Here is a 15,313-nt window from a genome sequence, read left to right on the forward strand (position 1 = left end):
GCCCCCCTCTTTCCCAAAGAGGGGGGCATTTTGCTAGCTGGCAAATGAGTGACTCAGCCCAGGGCCAGCCAGAGCCCGACCCCAATCATCAGGGTGCCCGCGATGCGGTTCATCAGCGCCACGTTGCCGCTCTTGGCGAGGAAGTGACGCAGGGTGCGACCGCCACTCGCATAGAGCATCAGGCAGGAGAACTCGATAACCAGGATCAGCGCCACCAGGGCACCTATCTGCGGTGTCATTGGTTTGGCGGCATTGATGAAGGGAGGCAGCAGGGAGACCATGAAGGCCCACCCCTTGGGATTGGCAATGGCAGTGACGAACCCCTGCATCGCCAGGGTGAGCGGGCGTGTTTCCTGCACGGTGGAGAGATCGGCCGGGATGGCCATCTTGCCCTTGGCTTGCCACATCTGGATGCCGAGCCAGATCAGATAGGCTCCCCCCACGTATTTGAACGCGGAGAAGAGACTCGGATAATTGAGCATCACGGCCGCCACCCCGACCACAGACAACACCGAGACCAGGCCGACCCCAATCAGCTCACCCCACATCATGTGCAGGGTACGGCGTACCCCCAGACTCATGCCAAGGGTCATCGCCAGGGTCATGCACATGCCGGGGGTCACGGAAACGAAGAAAAACGTGGGAATAAACAGGGCCAAGATGGCCGGATCGAACCAGTCAGACACACTACACCTCCATGGTAATAAGCAAAGGATCTTGCCTATCACACTCTTTTAACACAAGAAAATCATTTCCTTCAGCAAGATTTCAGCATTAAAAACCTTGTGACAAGCGTTGTCGCGCCTGTGTAAGATGCCGCCTCACACCTCTTTAGGGTTAGGAAGTTTCATGTCGTTGAATAACCTGTCTATCCGTCTGCAAGTGCTCATCCCCCTCCTGTTTGCCAGCCTCTTGATGATCCTGATGGCCGTCGTCAGCAAACAGGCGATAGACGGCGCCATCATGAACATGAACGAAACGACCACCAGCGTCACCCGCCACAAGGATGATATCGCCGCCCTGATCCACACCAGCTACCGGCTACGCACCAACGCCATCTACGGCCTCTACGATCAGGCCCGCTTCGCCGAGCTGCCCGCCATCCTCACTGCCGCCGAGCAGGAGCTAGGGACCATATTGTCCCGACTGGTCATCCCCGGCACCGAGCAGGACAACCGCCAGGTGGCCGCCGCCCTGCAAGACTACTTGGCCCACACCCGCAGCACCATGCTGCCGCTGCTGTCCCAGCGATTCCAGGGGGGCGGCGATCCCGCCGCCGATGAGCAGGCCCGGCTGCGCTTTCGCGAGCTGGGGGAGCAGCTGATCAGGCAGATAGACACCCTGTCGGCCCACATCAACCAGCTGACTCAGCAGGAGATCGCCCTGGAGCAGGCCCACTATCGCGCCACCTTGCTGCAAACCCTGCTGATGATGGCAGCCACGCTACTCGCAGCGCTCTGCGGTGGTTGGTGGCTCTCCGGCCGCATCGTCCAGCCCATCGGCCAGTTGCAGGAGGTGATGCACGCTGTCGCTCAGGGGCGCTTCAACGTGCGCGCCAGATCCGAGGGCAATAATGAGCTGGGCCAGCTGGCCAAGGATATCAACCAGACCCTGAGCCAGCTGGGCAGCACTATCCATGCCCTGACCGGCATCAGCGGCAACGTGGCCTCCGCCGCCACCGAGCTGGCCGCCGTCATGACCCAGTCCGAGGCCAACGCCCAGCAGCAGCGCAGCGAGACCGAACAGGTCGCCTCCGCCGTCACCGAACTGGCCAGCACCGCCGACAACGTCAACCACAATGCCGCCCTGGCCGACGAGCTGGCACGGGACGCCCACCGCCGGGTCGAACAGGGGCTGGCCCTGTTTGCCAAGAGCATCCAGGCCAACAGCCGCATGGCGGGCAGTCTGGAGAGCGCCGCCAGCGTGGTGGCGCGGCTCAAGTCCCAGTCCGAGCAGATAGGCAAGGTGACTGAGGTGATTCAGAGCATCTCGGAGCAGACCAACCTGCTGGCGCTCAACGCCGCCATCGAGGCCGCCCGCGCCGGGGAAACCGGTCGCGGCTTCGCGGTGGTCGCCGACGAGGTGCGCCTGCTGGCGGCCCGCACCCAGGACTCCACCAAGGAGATCCAGGGGATCATCGAGCAGTTGCAGAGCCAGTCCCAGTCCGCCAACAACGGCGTTCAGGAGACCCTCACCATCCTTGAGCACAATCAGCGCCTCTCCGCCGAAGTGCACGATCTGCTGGGGGGCATCACAGAGGCGGTCACCCAGATCAACGGCGCCAATGCCCAGGTGGCCACCGCCGCCGAAGAGCAGTCCTGCGTCACCGCAGACATCAACCACAACATCACCAACATCTACGAGATAGTGCACCAGAGTGCCGCCGGTATCAGCCAGAGCGCAGCCGCCAGTCACGAGCTGTCACAGCTCGCCGAACAGCAGCGCAAGCATCTGGCCCAGTTCCAGTTGTGATACCCGCTTTCCATGCCCAGACTGAGGCCCCGCCTGCGGGCCTCTCGCCCGATCCAGGCCCCCTTTCGTCATTGTTTAAAACGGCCTTTTTACATATTGGCTTCATTGGGGGCTGTGCCTGACCGGCAAATATCGGTATGGTAGAGGCACGCCAACGCCCCGCTTATGAGAGCATTATGAATCTGAAGTTCAGGAAGCCCGCCTTCATCATCCTGGGGCTCATCGCCCTGCTGTCCGCCACCTGGCTCGATTACTACTTGCCTGAGCACACCATCGCCACCATCACGGGGGTCGAGGTGAAGCGCACCGACAAGGATGGCCCCATCAGCAAAAACAACCCGGCTGATGGCCCGACCACGGATGTGTATTACATCTATACCGAGCGCCCCGGCGAGAAGATCCGGGTGTTTCGCAATGAAGATACCGGCTGGGGCTTCCCCTTCTACTTCAAGTTTGATGCCGCCGATGTTCAGGCCAAGGCCAAATCCATGGAGTTCGAGAAGAAGCTGGCCATCATCACCTCTTACGGCTGGCGGGTGAACATGTTCTCCATGTTCCCGAACGTCACCAAGATCAAGACCACCACCGACGCCAACGCCTCCAGCTGGAGCTTCTTCCGCTGGTTCTGGTTCGGGATCTGGGCCCTGGCTATCGGTAAATCCGCCCTCGCGTTGTGGCGCTACTTCGAGCGCGTAGAGGATGAGATATGAGTAAAGAGGGAGCCACAGGTGCCAGCAAGACCCGCACCAGCTTCTATCGTCGTCTCTATCTTGCTCATCTGATAGCGACCGGCACAGACACAGTGGTGGCCATCATGGCCGCCACTGGCATGCCCAGACGCACCGCCCAGGACACCCTCTGCGCCCTGGCCGAACTGGATCTGCTGTGCGAGTTCGAGCAAACCCCGGGGGCCCGTCATCAGCAGGGCCATTACCGGATCAGTGACTGGGGTCCCATCAATCCCGTCTGGGTCGCGGCCCACATTGACGAGATAAAGCAGATCCTGGGCTATCCCTGATCCGCGACACCTCCCTGCGGTGTGGCCTCCCTGGCTAAAGGGTGCCGCTCATCCTGGTCCTACTCAGTCAAAGGCTCATCTGGCGTCGTTTCCCCACTCTCATCCCGCGTGCAATCGAGAATGGATTGCTTGGGATTATTGGGGTCGCGCAGCAAGAGAGGCGCCTCGCCAGCATTGTGTCTGGCCTCGTCAGAAAAATCATTGCCATAGCGCGCCACCATGAGATGGCGGGCATTGGCGATGGGCGCATCGATGAAGAGGGCATGCACCTCAAAGGTCGAGGTCGGGATCAGAAAGCCGCTGATGGGCACCTCCCCCAGGGTCTCCCGCGTGCGATACCAGGCAAAGCCATTGGCCACCTTGTAGGGCGTAAAATGAGCGAGTTCGGCATTACCCGGCTTGAGGCTATTGGCATCGAGATAGAGGCTATCGAGGTGACACTCGGCCACCCCGGCCCACAATCGCTCAAACGGGCTGCTGCAACCGGCGAGCGGCAGGCAGAGCAGTAATATCATTGGCACCTTGTCCATCACTGCCCTCCTCAATCCAATCTCAGCCCCATAGGCTCAACCCGGGCCCACTCCTTTCCTACCTTAGCAACTCAGGGTCGCAGGATCCCGCGCTCCAGTCACAGAATCCATGCCAGCATTCGTCGCAGCCCCCCTCTGGGTCAGGATCAGACGCATCCCTGTTATCAGGCTCCCGACCACAAGCCGTGCCAAGCCGGACACCTGGGTGTATCATGCCCGCCCATCCCTTTCGAACCAAGCCGCCCCGCCAGCCTATGCCCAACCCCGCCATCATCGACAACTTCATCGCCCCGCCCTGTCAGGGAGAGATCCGCATCCTCTATCGGGACCAGGCGTTGCTGCTGATCGACAAGCCCTCCGGCTTGCTCAGTCTCTCCGGCAAGAATGCGCAAAACCTCGACTCGGTTCACTATCGACTGGTGCAGGATTTTCCCGGCTGCACCCTGGTTCATCGCCTCGATTTTGGGACATCGGGGCTCATGCTGGTTGCACTCAACAAGGTCGTCAATGCCGCACTCTGCCGCCAGTTCAGTGAACGCACCGTCGAGAAGGGTTATCTGGCGCTGCTCCAGGGTCATCTGGTCGAGGATGAAGGGGTGATGGACTTTCCCATTGCCAAGGATCCGGCCCAGTTTCCCTTGATGAAGATCTGCGCCCAGGAAGGGAAACCGGCCCGCTCCCGCTATCGGGTGCTGGCCCGAGAGTATTGGCCCCATGGCGAGCGGGCCATGATCCCCATCAGTCGGGTTGCCTTGCACCCGGAGTCGGGTCGCACCCATCAGCTGCGCATTCACAGTCAGCAACTGGGTTATCCCATGCTGGGCTGCGATCTCTACGGCGGCACCGCACATGCCCTTGCCGGGCGCCTGATGCTCCATGCCCATCGCCTCAGCTTCAATCACCCCCTCACCAATGAGCGCATAAACGCGGTCTGCGACTGCCCTTTCTAGTTGAGCATGGCGGTTGGTGCGATATAGCGACCGACCGATCTATCCAGCTTCAAGCACCCTCTCAGCGGTGAGCGGAATCAATGCGGTCTGCGACTGCCCTTTCTAAACCTGTTCTCGCCAAAGCCGCGATATTCCATCAAGGCACTCGGCTATCAATTCCCATAAAAAGATAGGGGCCGTGCTTTCGCAACGGCCCCCACCCCCACTCGGTCCTCTTGATAACAAGAGGTGCTATCAGATCAGCTTGCGGGCAGCGCCCAGCACGATCTTGATGGCATCAGATTCGGTTTTTGCCATGGTGGCAGCACTCGGGATCTCTTGCTGAGTGCGGTTGACGATGACGCCAGCAACCATGCCGGCACGCAGCCCCTGGCTGGCGCACATGGTCAGCAGCGTTGCAGATTCCATCTCATAGTTCAGCACGCCCATGGCTTGCCACTCTTTCATGGAACCCTGGAAACGACTCACTACGCGGCCGGATACGGTGTCGTAACGCTCCTGACCCGGGTAGAAGGTGTCGGAAGAGGCGGTCACCCCCACGTGCAGCTTGGAACCCATCTCTTTGGCGGTGTTGACCAGTGCAGTGGTGCAGTCGAAGTCGGCCACGGCCGGGAACTCCATGGGTGCAAAGTGCAGGCTGGCACCGTCAAGGCGCACGGAACCTGTAGTCACTATCACGTCGCCCACGTTCAGGTGCGGCTGTATGGCGCCTGTGGTGCCGATGCGCAGGAAGGTAGTGATACCCAGCTGGGCCAGCTCTTCCACCGCGATGGAGGTGGACGGGCCGCCGATACCGGTAGAGCAGATGATCACGGCAGTACCGCCCATCTCGCCACGCCAGGTGGTGAATTCACGGTGACTTGCCAGGAACACAGGATTATCCAGCAGCTCAGCGATACGCTTCACGCGCTCGGGATCGCCAGGAACAATCGCCAGGGTGGCACCTTGCAGATCGGCCTTCTTCAACCCTAAGTGGAAAACATCAGACATAGCGGACTCCTGGTTGCTCCCGGCCGACATGGTCAGGGCGCACGTTAAGATGATTCTTTAATGGGACTTTCACATCCTTCACTCCCCTCACTGGGGAGGCGCCAACTATGGTCGAAAGCGCTTTCCAATTCCTTGAAGCAACTCACACTTCCTTGCATTGACAGTGACATTTTTGGCGCAAAACGTTTGCTAACTTAATGAATTACTTGAAAAACGTTTTCCATTGCGATCTGGAAACATGGCGTTGTCAATCCCTGTCACGCCCCTGTCTGCCACCCTGCATCCAGGTCCAGAACGCGAGGTAGAAATTAGCCCCCTTGAAAGAGATCTGCGGCAGTGCCAACCCACGACAGGCGCGCCACGCAGAGTGGCCTCGCCCTCTGTCGCCCCCATGCAACACATCAGTTGGCAGAAAGGGGCGCCTGCCGACCCTTTTTATTGGCTGATGGATCAATGGCTTTTTACTTCCGCCAAGGGAGTGGGTATGATTTGCCGAGCTTAAAAAGACTTGAATGGATGATCTGAACTCGTTATGCGGATGAAACACCTGATTGCCGCGGCACTGACCGCTCTCACTCTCTCTGGTTGCAGCCTGGTTTATCGCATCGATATTCCTCAGGGCAACTATGTAGAACAAAAGCAGGTCGACAAACTGCGCCAAGGCATGAGCCGCGAGCAGGTCGAGTTCGTGCTGGGCTCCCCCATGATGCGCGACAGCTTCGATCCCGACACCTGGTATTACCTGTATGAGTTCCAACCGGGCCGAGGTGACAAGGAGCGCAAGGAGCTGACCGTCAAGTTTGTCGGCGACCGGCTGGCCACGGCGAGCGGTGACTTCCCGTTACCTGCGGCCTTCACCACCCCGCTCTGATATCCACCAAAACCGGCCAAGGCCGGTTTTGTTTTATCTGCCAGGAAGGAAAAACATGAGCCCTCTCCCGATGACAGGAGCCGCCGACCCGCGCAGTGATTGGCAAGGGCTCACGTTCAGTACCCTGAGGAGGTCATCCTGAGTCACATCCTGATAGCGGGCGCGACCGGTTTGATTGGACGGGAACTGCTGCGCCAACTCGACCCCAGCCATTCACTGACCCTGCTGTGCCGCAAGGCGGGAGAGGCCCTGCCCGGTCGGCACTGGCTGCCGGTAGACTTCGAGGGACTGAACGAGGTTGTGCTACCTACCCCCATGGACAGTGCCTTCTGCTGTCTCGGCACCACCCGCAAGGAGGCTGGCTCCGATGCGGCGTTTCGCCGGGTCGACCATGACTATGTGCTGGCCTTCGCCGCCCTCGCCCGCCGCCATGGTTGCCAGCGGCTGATCGTCGTCTCGAGCCTGGGGGCCAATCCCCGCTCTCCTGCCCTCTATCCTCGCACCAAGGGCGAGATGGAACAGGCCTTGCTGGCACAGGAGTGGCAGCGGCTCGCCATCGTCCGCCCCGCCATGCTGCTCGGCGATCGCCAGCCGCCCCGCAAGTCCGAACAAATCATCCAAAGCCTCTACCCGCTGGTCAAGCCGCTGCTGCGAGGACGCTTCAGACGCTGGCGCGCCATCGAGGCAAGTCAGGTAGCCCACGCCATGATAACCCTCGCCAGCCAGGAGGCGGGGGGTGAGACGGTGGAAAACGAGCGGTTGCAGGTAATATGAATCCCGCGCGGATGTGCATCCATCCCGCCTGTTCGCGGTAAAATGGCCGTCAAAAAAGGCCCCGAGGCGCCTTTAACATGCAGGTTGATTCACCCAGATCAGCTTGATTCACCATCGTCCTGCTTGCGGTGCACATCGGGACGGCCCCCCGTCACCACATCGGCTCGCCCCTCCTCTTTGGCCTTTTCGGCCCGCTTCTTGCGCATCTCTTTGGGATCGGCGGTGAGCGGTCGGTAGATCTCGATGCGATCGCCGTCCTGCAGCAGATCCGAGCCCTTGGCCAAGCGGCTATAGATGCCCAGCTTGTTGACCGCCAGGTCTATCTCCGGGTGCTTGGCCAGGATACCCGACTGCTCGATGGCGGCCTGCACGCTTGTACCGGCCCCTACCCGCAACGCCAGCACCGTCTGTCTGTCCGGCAGGGCGTAGACCACTTCAATATTGAGCGCATCAGGCATCTTGAGGCTCCCTGTCGCGGTGAGAGAGCACCGGCAGCCCGGTGTGAGCCCAAGCCCCATGGCCCGACAGGAGGTAGCGCAGCGTCACATTCAGCGGCTCAGACACCGTACACCACCTTGGCGCGCTGGGAGAACGCCAGCACCATGGAGCCCACCAGATCGCGGAAGATCTGTCCGAATGCCAGCTCAATCAGCTTGGAGGTAAATTCAAAATCGAGATCGAACTCCACCTTGCAGGCATCCACGTCCAGGGGGGTGAAGGTCCACCAGCCAGCCAGCTTGCGAAAAGGGCCATCGACCAGCTCCATCTTGATCTGGCGATTGGCATCGAGTTGGTTGCGGGTGGTGAAGGTCTTGGCAATACCCGCCTTGGCCACATCCACGGAGGCGGTCATAAAGTCCTCGCCACTCTCATGCACGCGGCTGCCGACACAGCCCGGCAGAAATTCGGGATACGCATCCACATCATTGACCAGCCGGAACATCTGCTCGGCACTGAACATCACCAGGGCACTACGGGTAATACGGGGCATGGGGTTTCCTCATCCAATCCCCGGGATTTTATCACCATATCGCCGAAAATCACCGCCGAAACTGCTCATAAAACCGTCACTCGAGCAATTGTGCATTTTAGCGCCACCCTCACCCCCCTCTAAATCACCTTGCCAGCCAAAATCACCCCGGAACTGCTCATAAAGTCATCATTCGAGCGGTTGCGCGTTTTACAGCCGCCGCCACCCACGTATAATGCGGCTTCCAAGTCATCGCCGAAGGCGCCCGTCATGAGCAAAAACAACAGTAAAAACAAAGCCGGGTCCAGCACTATTGCCCTCAATAGAGCCGCGCGCCACGAATACTTCATCGAAGAAAAAGTAGAAGCCGGTCTGGCGCTGCAAGGGTGGGAAGTCAAATCCCTGCGGGCAGGCAAGGCCAACATCAGCGAAGCCTATGTCATCTTCTTGCAGGGAGAGGCCTTCTTGTTTGGCGCAAGCTTCCTGCCGCTCAATGCCGCCTCCAGCCATGTGGTATGCGATCCGACTCGCACCCGCAAGCTGCTGCTCAGCCGCCGCGAGATCGATCGGCTCGAGAGCCTGACCGCTCGCCAGGGTTACACCATAGTGCCCTTGGCACTCTACTGGAAAGAGTGCTGGGTCAAGGTGGAAATCGGCCTGGTAAAAGGCAAGAAAGAGCACGACAAGCGCGAAGACACCAAGGCTCGTGAGTGGGATCGCGAGAAGTCGCGCATCATGAAAAACAAGCGCTTGGGCTGATCTCAAGGCAATAAGCCAAGAATCAAGCTCACCGTCACGCCGGGCCCATGGGTCCGGCGTGTTGCTTTGTATGGCTCACTTTTTTGGACGGGGGTTCAACTCCCCCCAGCCCTGATGAGTCATAACGACCATTAAATCAGCAAACACAACGTCAATTCAGTTCATTGTCCGCCAACGCCTTGCCATGGCTGGTTTTTTGCGTACAATCCCAATGGACAACTTGGGGCTGATTCTGGATTCGACAAGATTCACGAAACCCAAGGTGCATGCCGAGGTGCGGTAGGCCTCGTTAATAAACCGCAAAAAAATAGTCGCAAACGACGAAAACTACGCACTCGCAGCTTAATAACCTGCGCTGAGCCCTTCTACCCTAGCTTGCCTGTGTCCTAGGGAATCGGAAGGTCATCCTTCACAGGATCGTGTGGAAGTCCTGCTCGGGGCGGAAGCATTAAAACCAATCGAGCTAGTCAGTACGTGGCGTGTCTCTCCGCAGCGTGTTGGCGAATGTAAAGAGTGACTAAGCATGTAGTACCGAGGATGTAGTAATTTTGGACGGGGGTTCAAATCCCCCCAGCTCCACCAAACGTTTGGAAAGGGCCACTTCGAAAGAAGTGGCCCTTTTTCTATGCTCAACGCCTGGGGTAAGGCAGCAAGTTGGCATGGCGCCAATAGAAAGAGGGAGGCACAGGCCTCCCTCTTCTGTCTGTCATGCCCTCACTCAAGGTGATGGCCACTTGCTGAGTCCCATGGGCTTATGCCTGCTTGCTCGCTTTGACCTGCTCATCTGCCTCTGCATCTTTCTGCTTGGTGAAGTAACGCATCACCAGCACGAAGAAGAGCGGCACGAAGAAGATGGCAAGCACAGTGGCACTGATCATGCCGCCCATGACGCCGGTGCCGATGGCGTTGCGGCTGCTGGCCCCCGCCCCGGTGCTGATGGCCAGCGGCAAGACCCCCAGGATGAAGGCCAGCGAGGTCATCAGGATTGGGCGCAGACGCAGGCGCGCCGCCTCCAGCACCGCCTCGCTCAAGCCCATCCCCTTGTCATAGAGCTCCTTGGCGAACTCGACGATGAGGATGGCGTTCTTGGCCGACAGCCCTATGGTGGTGAGCAGGCCGACCTGGAAGTAGACATCGTTCTCCAGCCCGCGCATGGTCGCCGCCAGAATGGCGCCCAATACCCCGAGCGGCACCACTAGCATGACCGAGAAGGGGATGCTCCAGCTCTCGTACAGGGCTGCCAGACAGAGGAAGACCACCAGCAGCGAGATGGCATAAAGCGCTGGCGCCTGGGAGCCGGCCTGACGCTCCTGGAAGGAGAGTCCGGTCCACTCCAGACCTATTCCCTCGGGCAGTTGTTTCACCATCTGCTCGATGGCTGCCATGGCATCCCCCGTACTCTTGCCGGGGGCCGCCTCACCGACGATCTCCATGGCGGAGACGCCGTTGTAACGCTCCAGACGAGGCGAACCATAACTCCACTGGGTGGTGGCAAAGGCCGAGAAAGGCACCATCTTCCCTTCGCTGTTGCGCACATACCACAGCTTGAGATCTTCCGGGTTCATCCGGAAGGGCGCATCCGCCTGCAGGTAGACCTTCTTGACCCGGTTGCGATCCATGAAGTCATTGACATAGGAGGAGCCCCAGGCCGCCGACAGCGTGCTGTTGATGTCGCTCACGGTCAGCCCCTGAGCCAGGGCCTTCTCGTAATCAATCTTGATGTCGAGCTGGGGGGTATCTTCCATCCCGTTCGGGCGCACCCGCACCAGATTGGGATCCTGCGCCGCCATGCCGAGCAGCTGGTTGCGCGCCGCCATCAACTTCTCGTGACCCAGACCCGCACGGTCTTGCAGGAAGAAGTCGAAGCCGGTGGCCGTGCCGAGCTCGGGGATGGGAGGCAAGTTGAAGGCGAAGACCTGAGCCTCCTTGATGCTGAACAGATAGCCCATGGCGCGGCCTATGATGGCATTGGCGCTGCGCTCGGGGGTGTCACGCTCTTTCCAGTCTTTGAGCTTGATGAACGCCATGCCGCTGTTCTGGCCGCTACCGGCGAAGCTGAAACCCGCCACCGTCAGCACGGAGTCCACATTCTCCTTCTCAGTCTCGAGGAAGTAGTCACGCATCTCGGCAAGCACTGTCTCGGTGCGCTGCTTGGTCGCCCCGACCGGCAGCTGCACCATGGACATGATGACCCCCTGATCCTCTTCGGGCAGGAAGGAGGTCGGCAGGCGCAGGAAGAGCACGGCCAGCACCACCAGCATCCCCAGATAGATGATGCTGTAGCGCGCCCCTTGCTTGATGACCTTGCCCACACCGCGCTGATAGCGATCGGCACCGGCGTCAAACACCCGGTTGAACCAGCCGAACAGGCCGCGATGGCTGGCATGTTCGCCATGCTTCATCGGCTTGAGCAAGGTCGCGCACAGGGCCGGGGTCAGGATCAGGGCCACCAGCACTGAGAGCACCATGGCCGAGACGATGGTCAGGGAGAACTGGCGATAGATGGCGCCGGTTGAGCCGCCAAAGAAGGCCATGGGCACGAACACGGCGGAGAGCACCAGGGCAATCCCTACCAGGGCGCCGGTGATCTGATCCATGGACTTGCGGGTTGCCTCCAGGGGGGATAGCCCCTCTTCGCTCATCAGGCGCTCCACGTTCTCCACCACCACGATGGCGTCATCGACCAGCAAGCCGATGGCCAGCACCATGCCGAACATGGTGAGGGTGTTGATGGAGAAGCCGAACGCCGCCATGACCCCGAAGGTCCCCAGCAGTACCACGGGCACGGCGATGGTCGGGATCAGGGTGGCCCGGAAGTTCTGCAAGAAGAGGTACATGACGCAGAACACCAGGATGATGGCCTCAATCAGGGTCTGCACCACCTCCTCGATGGAGATCTGCACGAAGGGGGTGGTGTCATAGGGATAGACCACCTTCATGTTCGCCGGGAAGTACTGGGAGAGCTCGTCTATCTTGGCCTTCACATGCTCGGCGGTATCCAGGGCGTTGGCACCGGTGGCCAGCTTGATGGCGATGGCCGAGGTGGGTTGGCCGTTGTAGAGCGCCTCGGCGTCATAGTTCTCGCCGCCCAGCTCGACCCGGGCCACGTCCTTGAGCCGCACCTTGGAGCCATCCTGATTGACCCGCAGCAAGATGTCGTTGAACTCCTCCACGGTCGAGAGCCGGGTCTGGCCCATGATGGTGGCGGTAAATTGCTGATCGTTCACCGAGGGGGTGCCCCCCAGTTTACCGAAGGCCACCTGGGCGTTCTGGCTCTGGATGGCTGCCTGAATGTCGGCCGGGGTCAGTTGCACCCGATTGAGGCGATGCGGATCCAGCCAGACGCGCATCGAGTACTGACTGCCGAACAGGGTAATGTCCCCCACCCCGTCCAGCCGGCTCAGGGGCTCCTTGATGTTGCTCACCACATAATCGGAGAGATCATCGTTGCTCATCTTGCCATCGCTGGAGATGAAGCCCGCCACCATCAGGAAGCTGCTGGAGGTCTTCTGCACCCGGATGCCTTGCTGTTGCACCTCTTGGGGCAGCAGTGACATGGCCTGTTGCAGCTTGTTTTGCACCTGCACCTGGGCGATGTCGGGATCCGTGCCCGGCTTGAAGGTCAGGGTGACCGACACGTTGCCCGCCGAATCACTCTGGGAAGACATGTAGAGCAGGTGATCCAGCCCCGTCATGTTCTGCTCGATGATCTGAGTCACCGAATCTTCCACCGTCTTGGCGGAAGCGCCCGGGTAGCTGGCCGAGATCCCCACGGCCGGCGGCGCTATGGTGGGGTACTGGGAGACCGGCAAGGTCAAGATGGCCAGGCCCCCCGCCAGCATGATCACCAAGGCGATCACCCAGGCGAATATGGGTCTATCTATAAAAAATCGTGCCATGAGGCGACTACTCCATCCTACTTGTTAGCCGGGGCGACTTGCGCCTGCACGGACTGCTCACTGGGCGCCACCTCGGCACCTGGCCTGACCTTCTGCAGACCGGCGACGATGACCCGCTCACCGGCCTTGAGACCGGACTCCACCACCCAATTGCTGCCAACGATGCGACTGATGTGAATATCTCGCAGCTCGACCTTGTTGTCGGGGGTGACCACCATGACAGTGGCACCACCATTGGGGGTGCGAGTCACGGCGGTCTGGGGCACCAGCAGGCCCTGGCTGCGCTCACCCTCTTTCAAGGTGGCGCGCATGAACATGCCGGGCAGCAGCAGCTGCTGCGGGTTCGGCACTATCACCCTCAGAGTCACCATGCCGGTGGTCTCGTCCACGCTGACATCGGAGAACTGCAACTCGCCGGATTCACCGTAGGCGCTGCCATCTTCAAGCAGGAAACTTACCTTGGTATTATCGGCCTGACCCGAGGTCAGCTTGCCCGCCTCGACCTGACGCTTGAGACGCAGCAGATCGGCGGTGGACTGGCTCACGTCCACGTACATGGGATCGAGCTGCTGGATAGTGGTCAGGGCCGCGGCTTGCTGGGCGGTGACCAGGGCGCCTTCGGTCACGGCGGAGCGGCCGATACGACCGCTGATGGGGGCCGTGATGCGGGTGTAGTCGAGGTTGATCTCGGCGCTTTGGAGCGCGGCCCTGGCGGCGCCTATCTCGGCAAGTTGCTGCTTCCAGGCGGCATCGGCATCATCAAATTCCTGGCGGCTGATGGCCTTGACCTTGACCAGCTCGCCATAGCGCTGGGCCTTGAGACGGGCGCTGCGCTCGTTGGCCTGGGCCTTGGCCAGATTGGCCGCGGCCGAGGCCACATTGGCCTGATAGACGGCGGGGTCAATCTGATAGAGCAGCTGGCCAGCCTTGACGTCAGAACCTTCGGTAAAGAGACGCTTGAGCACGATACCGCTCACCTGGGGACGTACTTCGGCGATGCGCAGGGCGGCGGTACGGCCGGTCAGCTCTGTGGTGAGCTGCAAGGGGCCAGTGTGTAGCGTGGTCACTTCGACGGCAGTGGGCGGCATCGGGGCCTGGGCCTGATCGGCCTCTTTATCACCACAGCCCGCCAGCCATCCGGCTGCCAACAAGGCCAGCCCGACCGAACGGGCAATTTTATTTTTATGCATGGAGCACCTGATCCTCTGTCTGCTTACGAACAACCATTCAGGGGGCATTAGGCCCCCATTGGTAAAATCGGTTGAGATGGGGCAATATACATACATTCACGAATGTATGTATATTGGTTTTTGTTATTATCACCACCCTTTTTGGACTAAGCGAACCACGATGGCCAGACGCACAAAAGAAGAAGCTCAGCAGACCCGTTGCCACATCATGAACACGGCGCTGGATCTGTTTTGCCATCGGGGCCTGGCCAAGACCAGTCTGACCGATATCGCCAAGGCGGCGGATCTCACGCGGGGCGCCATCTACTGGCACTTCAAAAACAAGGAAGAGCTGTTTATCTCTCTGTGGCAGGAGCTGTGCCAGCCCCTCTCCCATCAGCTCGATGCCAGCCTCAATCCCGATGAACCGGATCCCCTCGGCCGGCTGCGATTCTTCCTGCACAACGCGCTGCTCAAGATCACCCGCGATCCGGGTCACCGCCAGATGTTCACCATCATGTACAGCCTGGAGACCATAGAAATAGAAGGGGAAGCCTTCACCCTGCGCGAGCACATCAACAAGGAGTCACGCCGTTTCGCCCAGGACATAGAACGATCTCTCGCCAATGGGGTGAAGCACGGTCAGCTGCCCGCCACGCTGGATCTGACCCGGGCGGCCACCCTGCTGCACTGCACCCTGGATGGCTATATCCTCAACTGGCTGCACTTCCCAGAGCGCATCGATCTGGCCCGGGAAGCCGACTACCTGCTCGACAGCCTCTTCCTGCAACTCCGCCACCTGCCCGCCCGGTGTGACTGAGCGCCAGAGGATGCTCCGGCAATCCACACCCTGAAGAGAGGTACCGCAGGGCGGATCTGGCCCTCGGCCCCCTCCCCTTGATACCATGGAC

15 protein-coding genes and 1 other RNA gene are annotated in these 15,313 nt (G+C 60.2%); 9 read left to right on the forward strand and 7 right to left on the reverse strand.

Annotated features, from left to right (window positions below):
• Positions 1 to 53: 53 nt before the first annotated feature.
• On the reverse strand, positions 54 to 686 hold the full coding sequence (locus tag M2367_RS07585) for a LysE family translocator (protein ID WP_042043922.1): 633 nt from the start codon (positions 684 to 686) through the stop codon (positions 54 to 56).
• 163 nt (positions 687 to 849) lie between these two features.
• Here M2367_RS07585 and M2367_RS07590 point away from each other — a divergent pair, with 163 nt between their 5' ends.
• The 3 genes from M2367_RS07590 (at position 850) to M2367_RS07600 (ending at position 3,490) form a co-directional block, all read left to right on the forward strand.
• Positions 850 to 2,472, forward strand: a complete 1,623-nt coding sequence (locus M2367_RS07590; RefSeq protein ID WP_259236323.1) for a methyl-accepting chemotaxis protein — start codon at positions 850 to 852, stop codon at positions 2,470 to 2,472.
• Between the two features lie 176 nt (positions 2,473 to 2,648).
• Positions 2,649 to 3,182, forward strand: coding sequence for a DUF1523 family protein (locus M2367_RS07595; RefSeq protein WP_042043920.1), 534 nt, complete (start codon positions 2,649 to 2,651; stop codon positions 3,180 to 3,182).
• Positions 3,179 to 3,490, forward strand: coding sequence for a helix-turn-helix domain-containing protein (locus M2367_RS07600; protein WP_042043919.1), 312 nt, complete (start codon positions 3,179 to 3,181; stop codon positions 3,488 to 3,490). Before M2367_RS07595 ends, M2367_RS07600 begins: the two co-directional genes overlap by 4 nt.
• Before the next feature lie 59 nt (positions 3,491 to 3,549).
• Here the strand turns inward: M2367_RS07600 and M2367_RS07605 are convergent, their stop codons facing one another.
• Positions 3,550 to 4,020, reverse strand: a complete 471-nt coding sequence (locus tag M2367_RS07605) for a hypothetical protein (RefSeq protein WP_224432538.1) — start codon at positions 4,018 to 4,020, stop codon at positions 3,550 to 3,552.
• Between the two features lie 212 nt (positions 4,021 to 4,232).
• Between M2367_RS07605 and M2367_RS07610 the strand changes: the two genes are divergently transcribed.
• Positions 4,233 to 4,970: an RluA family pseudouridine synthase gene (locus tag M2367_RS07610; protein WP_224432537.1), complete on the forward strand. Its 738-nt coding sequence runs from the start codon at positions 4,233 to 4,235 to the stop codon at positions 4,968 to 4,970.
• 234 nt (positions 4,971 to 5,204) lie between these two features.
• Here the strand turns inward: M2367_RS07610 and udp are convergent, their stop codons facing one another.
• On the reverse strand, positions 5,205 to 5,960 hold the full coding sequence (gene udp / locus M2367_RS07615) for a uridine phosphorylase (protein ID WP_042043915.1): 756 nt from the start codon (positions 5,958 to 5,960) through the stop codon (positions 5,205 to 5,207).
• Between the two features lie 532 nt (positions 5,961 to 6,492).
• Between udp and M2367_RS07620 the strand changes: the two genes are divergently transcribed.
• Positions 6,493 to 6,831 (forward strand): outer membrane protein assembly factor BamE, encoded by a 339-nt coding sequence (locus tag M2367_RS07620; protein ID WP_042043914.1) that lies wholly within the window; start codon positions 6,493 to 6,495, stop codon positions 6,829 to 6,831.
• A 138-nt stretch (positions 6,832 to 6,969) separates the two neighbouring features.
• Positions 6,970 to 7,605, forward strand: a complete 636-nt coding sequence (locus tag M2367_RS07625; protein WP_259236573.1) for an NAD(P)H-binding protein — start codon at positions 6,970 to 6,972, stop codon at positions 7,603 to 7,605.
• A 98-nt stretch (positions 7,606 to 7,703) separates the two neighbouring features.
• On the opposite strand, the gene M2367_RS07630 is transcribed toward M2367_RS07625, so the two are convergent.
• Positions 7,704 to 8,063 (reverse strand): RnfH family protein, encoded by a 360-nt coding sequence (locus tag M2367_RS07630; RefSeq protein WP_224432536.1) that lies wholly within the window; start codon positions 8,061 to 8,063, stop codon positions 7,704 to 7,706.
• Positions 8,064 to 8,161: 98 nt separating this feature from the next.
• Positions 8,162 to 8,596, reverse strand: coding sequence for an SRPBCC family protein (locus M2367_RS07635; RefSeq protein WP_042043911.1), 435 nt, complete (start codon positions 8,594 to 8,596; stop codon positions 8,162 to 8,164).
• A gap of 249 nt (positions 8,597 to 8,845) precedes the next feature.
• On the opposite strand from M2367_RS07635, the gene smpB reads away from it, so the two are divergent.
• Positions 8,846 to 9,334, forward strand: a complete 489-nt coding sequence (smpB, locus tag M2367_RS07640) for an SsrA-binding protein SmpB (protein WP_042043909.1) — start codon at positions 8,846 to 8,848, stop codon at positions 9,332 to 9,334.
• A 222-nt stretch (positions 9,335 to 9,556) separates the two neighbouring features.
• Positions 9,557 to 9,916, forward strand: a transfer-messenger RNA (tmRNA) gene (gene ssrA / locus M2367_RS07645).
• Between the two features lie 170 nt (positions 9,917 to 10,086).
• On the opposite strand, the gene M2367_RS07650 is transcribed toward ssrA, so the two are convergent.
• Both M2367_RS07650 and M2367_RS07655 read right to left on the reverse strand, forming a co-directional pair.
• Positions 10,087 to 13,233: an efflux RND transporter permease subunit gene (locus tag M2367_RS07650; protein WP_259236324.1), complete on the reverse strand. Its 3,147-nt coding sequence runs from the start codon at positions 13,231 to 13,233 to the stop codon at positions 10,087 to 10,089.
• Between the two features lie 17 nt (positions 13,234 to 13,250).
• Positions 13,251 to 14,423: an efflux RND transporter periplasmic adaptor subunit gene (locus M2367_RS07655; protein WP_259236325.1), complete on the reverse strand. Its 1,173-nt coding sequence runs from the start codon at positions 14,421 to 14,423 to the stop codon at positions 13,251 to 13,253.
• A gap of 160 nt (positions 14,424 to 14,583) precedes the next feature.
• On the opposite strand from M2367_RS07655, the gene M2367_RS07660 reads away from it, so the two are divergent.
• Positions 14,584 to 15,222 (forward strand): TetR family transcriptional regulator, encoded by a 639-nt coding sequence (locus tag M2367_RS07660; protein WP_259236326.1) that lies wholly within the window; start codon positions 14,584 to 14,586, stop codon positions 15,220 to 15,222.
• Positions 15,223 to 15,313 lie beyond the last annotated feature (91 nt).

The organism is Aeromonas sp. BIGb0445, assembly GCF_024809075.1.
Classification (GTDB): domain Bacteria; phylum Pseudomonadota; class Gammaproteobacteria; order Enterobacterales; family Aeromonadaceae; genus Aeromonas; species Aeromonas rivuli.

Coding starts and splice junctions, on each gene's coding strand:
- M2367_RS07595 (WP_042043920.1), top strand. CDS start 2,649: ATGAATCTGAAGTTCAGGAAGCCCGCCTTCATCATCCTGGGGCTCATC.
- M2367_RS07650 (WP_259236324.1), bottom strand. CDS start 13,233: ATGGCACGATTTTTTATAGATAGACCCATATTCGCCTGGGTGATCGCC.
- M2367_RS07590 (WP_259236323.1), top strand. CDS start 850: ATGTCGTTGAATAACCTGTCTATCCGTCTGCAAGTGCTCATCCCCCTC.
- M2367_RS07635 (WP_042043911.1), bottom strand. CDS start 8,596: ATGCCCCGTATTACCCGTAGTGCCCTGGTGATGTTCAGTGCCGAGCAG.
- M2367_RS07600 (WP_042043919.1), top strand. CDS start 3,179: ATGAGTAAAGAGGGAGCCACAGGTGCCAGCAAGACCCGCACCAGCTTC.
- M2367_RS07655 (WP_259236325.1), bottom strand. CDS start 14,423: ATGCATAAAAATAAAATTGCCCGTTCGGTCGGGCTGGCCTTGTTGGCA.
- M2367_RS07660 (WP_259236326.1), top strand. CDS start 14,584: ATGGCCAGACGCACAAAAGAAGAAGCTCAGCAGACCCGTTGCCACATC.
- M2367_RS07630 (WP_224432536.1), bottom strand. CDS start 8,063: ATGCCTGATGCGCTCAATATTGAAGTGGTCTACGCCCTGCCGGACAGA.
- M2367_RS07610 (WP_224432537.1), top strand. CDS start 4,233: ATGCCCGCCCATCCCTTTCGAACCAAGCCGCCCCGCCAGCCTATGCCC.
- smpB (WP_042043909.1), top strand. CDS start 8,846: ATGAGCAAAAACAACAGTAAAAACAAAGCCGGGTCCAGCACTATTGCC.
- M2367_RS07605 (WP_224432538.1), bottom strand. CDS start 4,020: ATGGACAAGGTGCCAATGATATTACTGCTCTGCCTGCCGCTCGCCGGT.
- udp (WP_042043915.1), bottom strand. CDS start 5,960: ATGTCTGATGTTTTCCACTTAGGGTTGAAGAAGGCCGATCTGCAAGGT.
- M2367_RS07620 (WP_042043914.1), top strand. CDS start 6,493: ATGCGGATGAAACACCTGATTGCCGCGGCACTGACCGCTCTCACTCTC.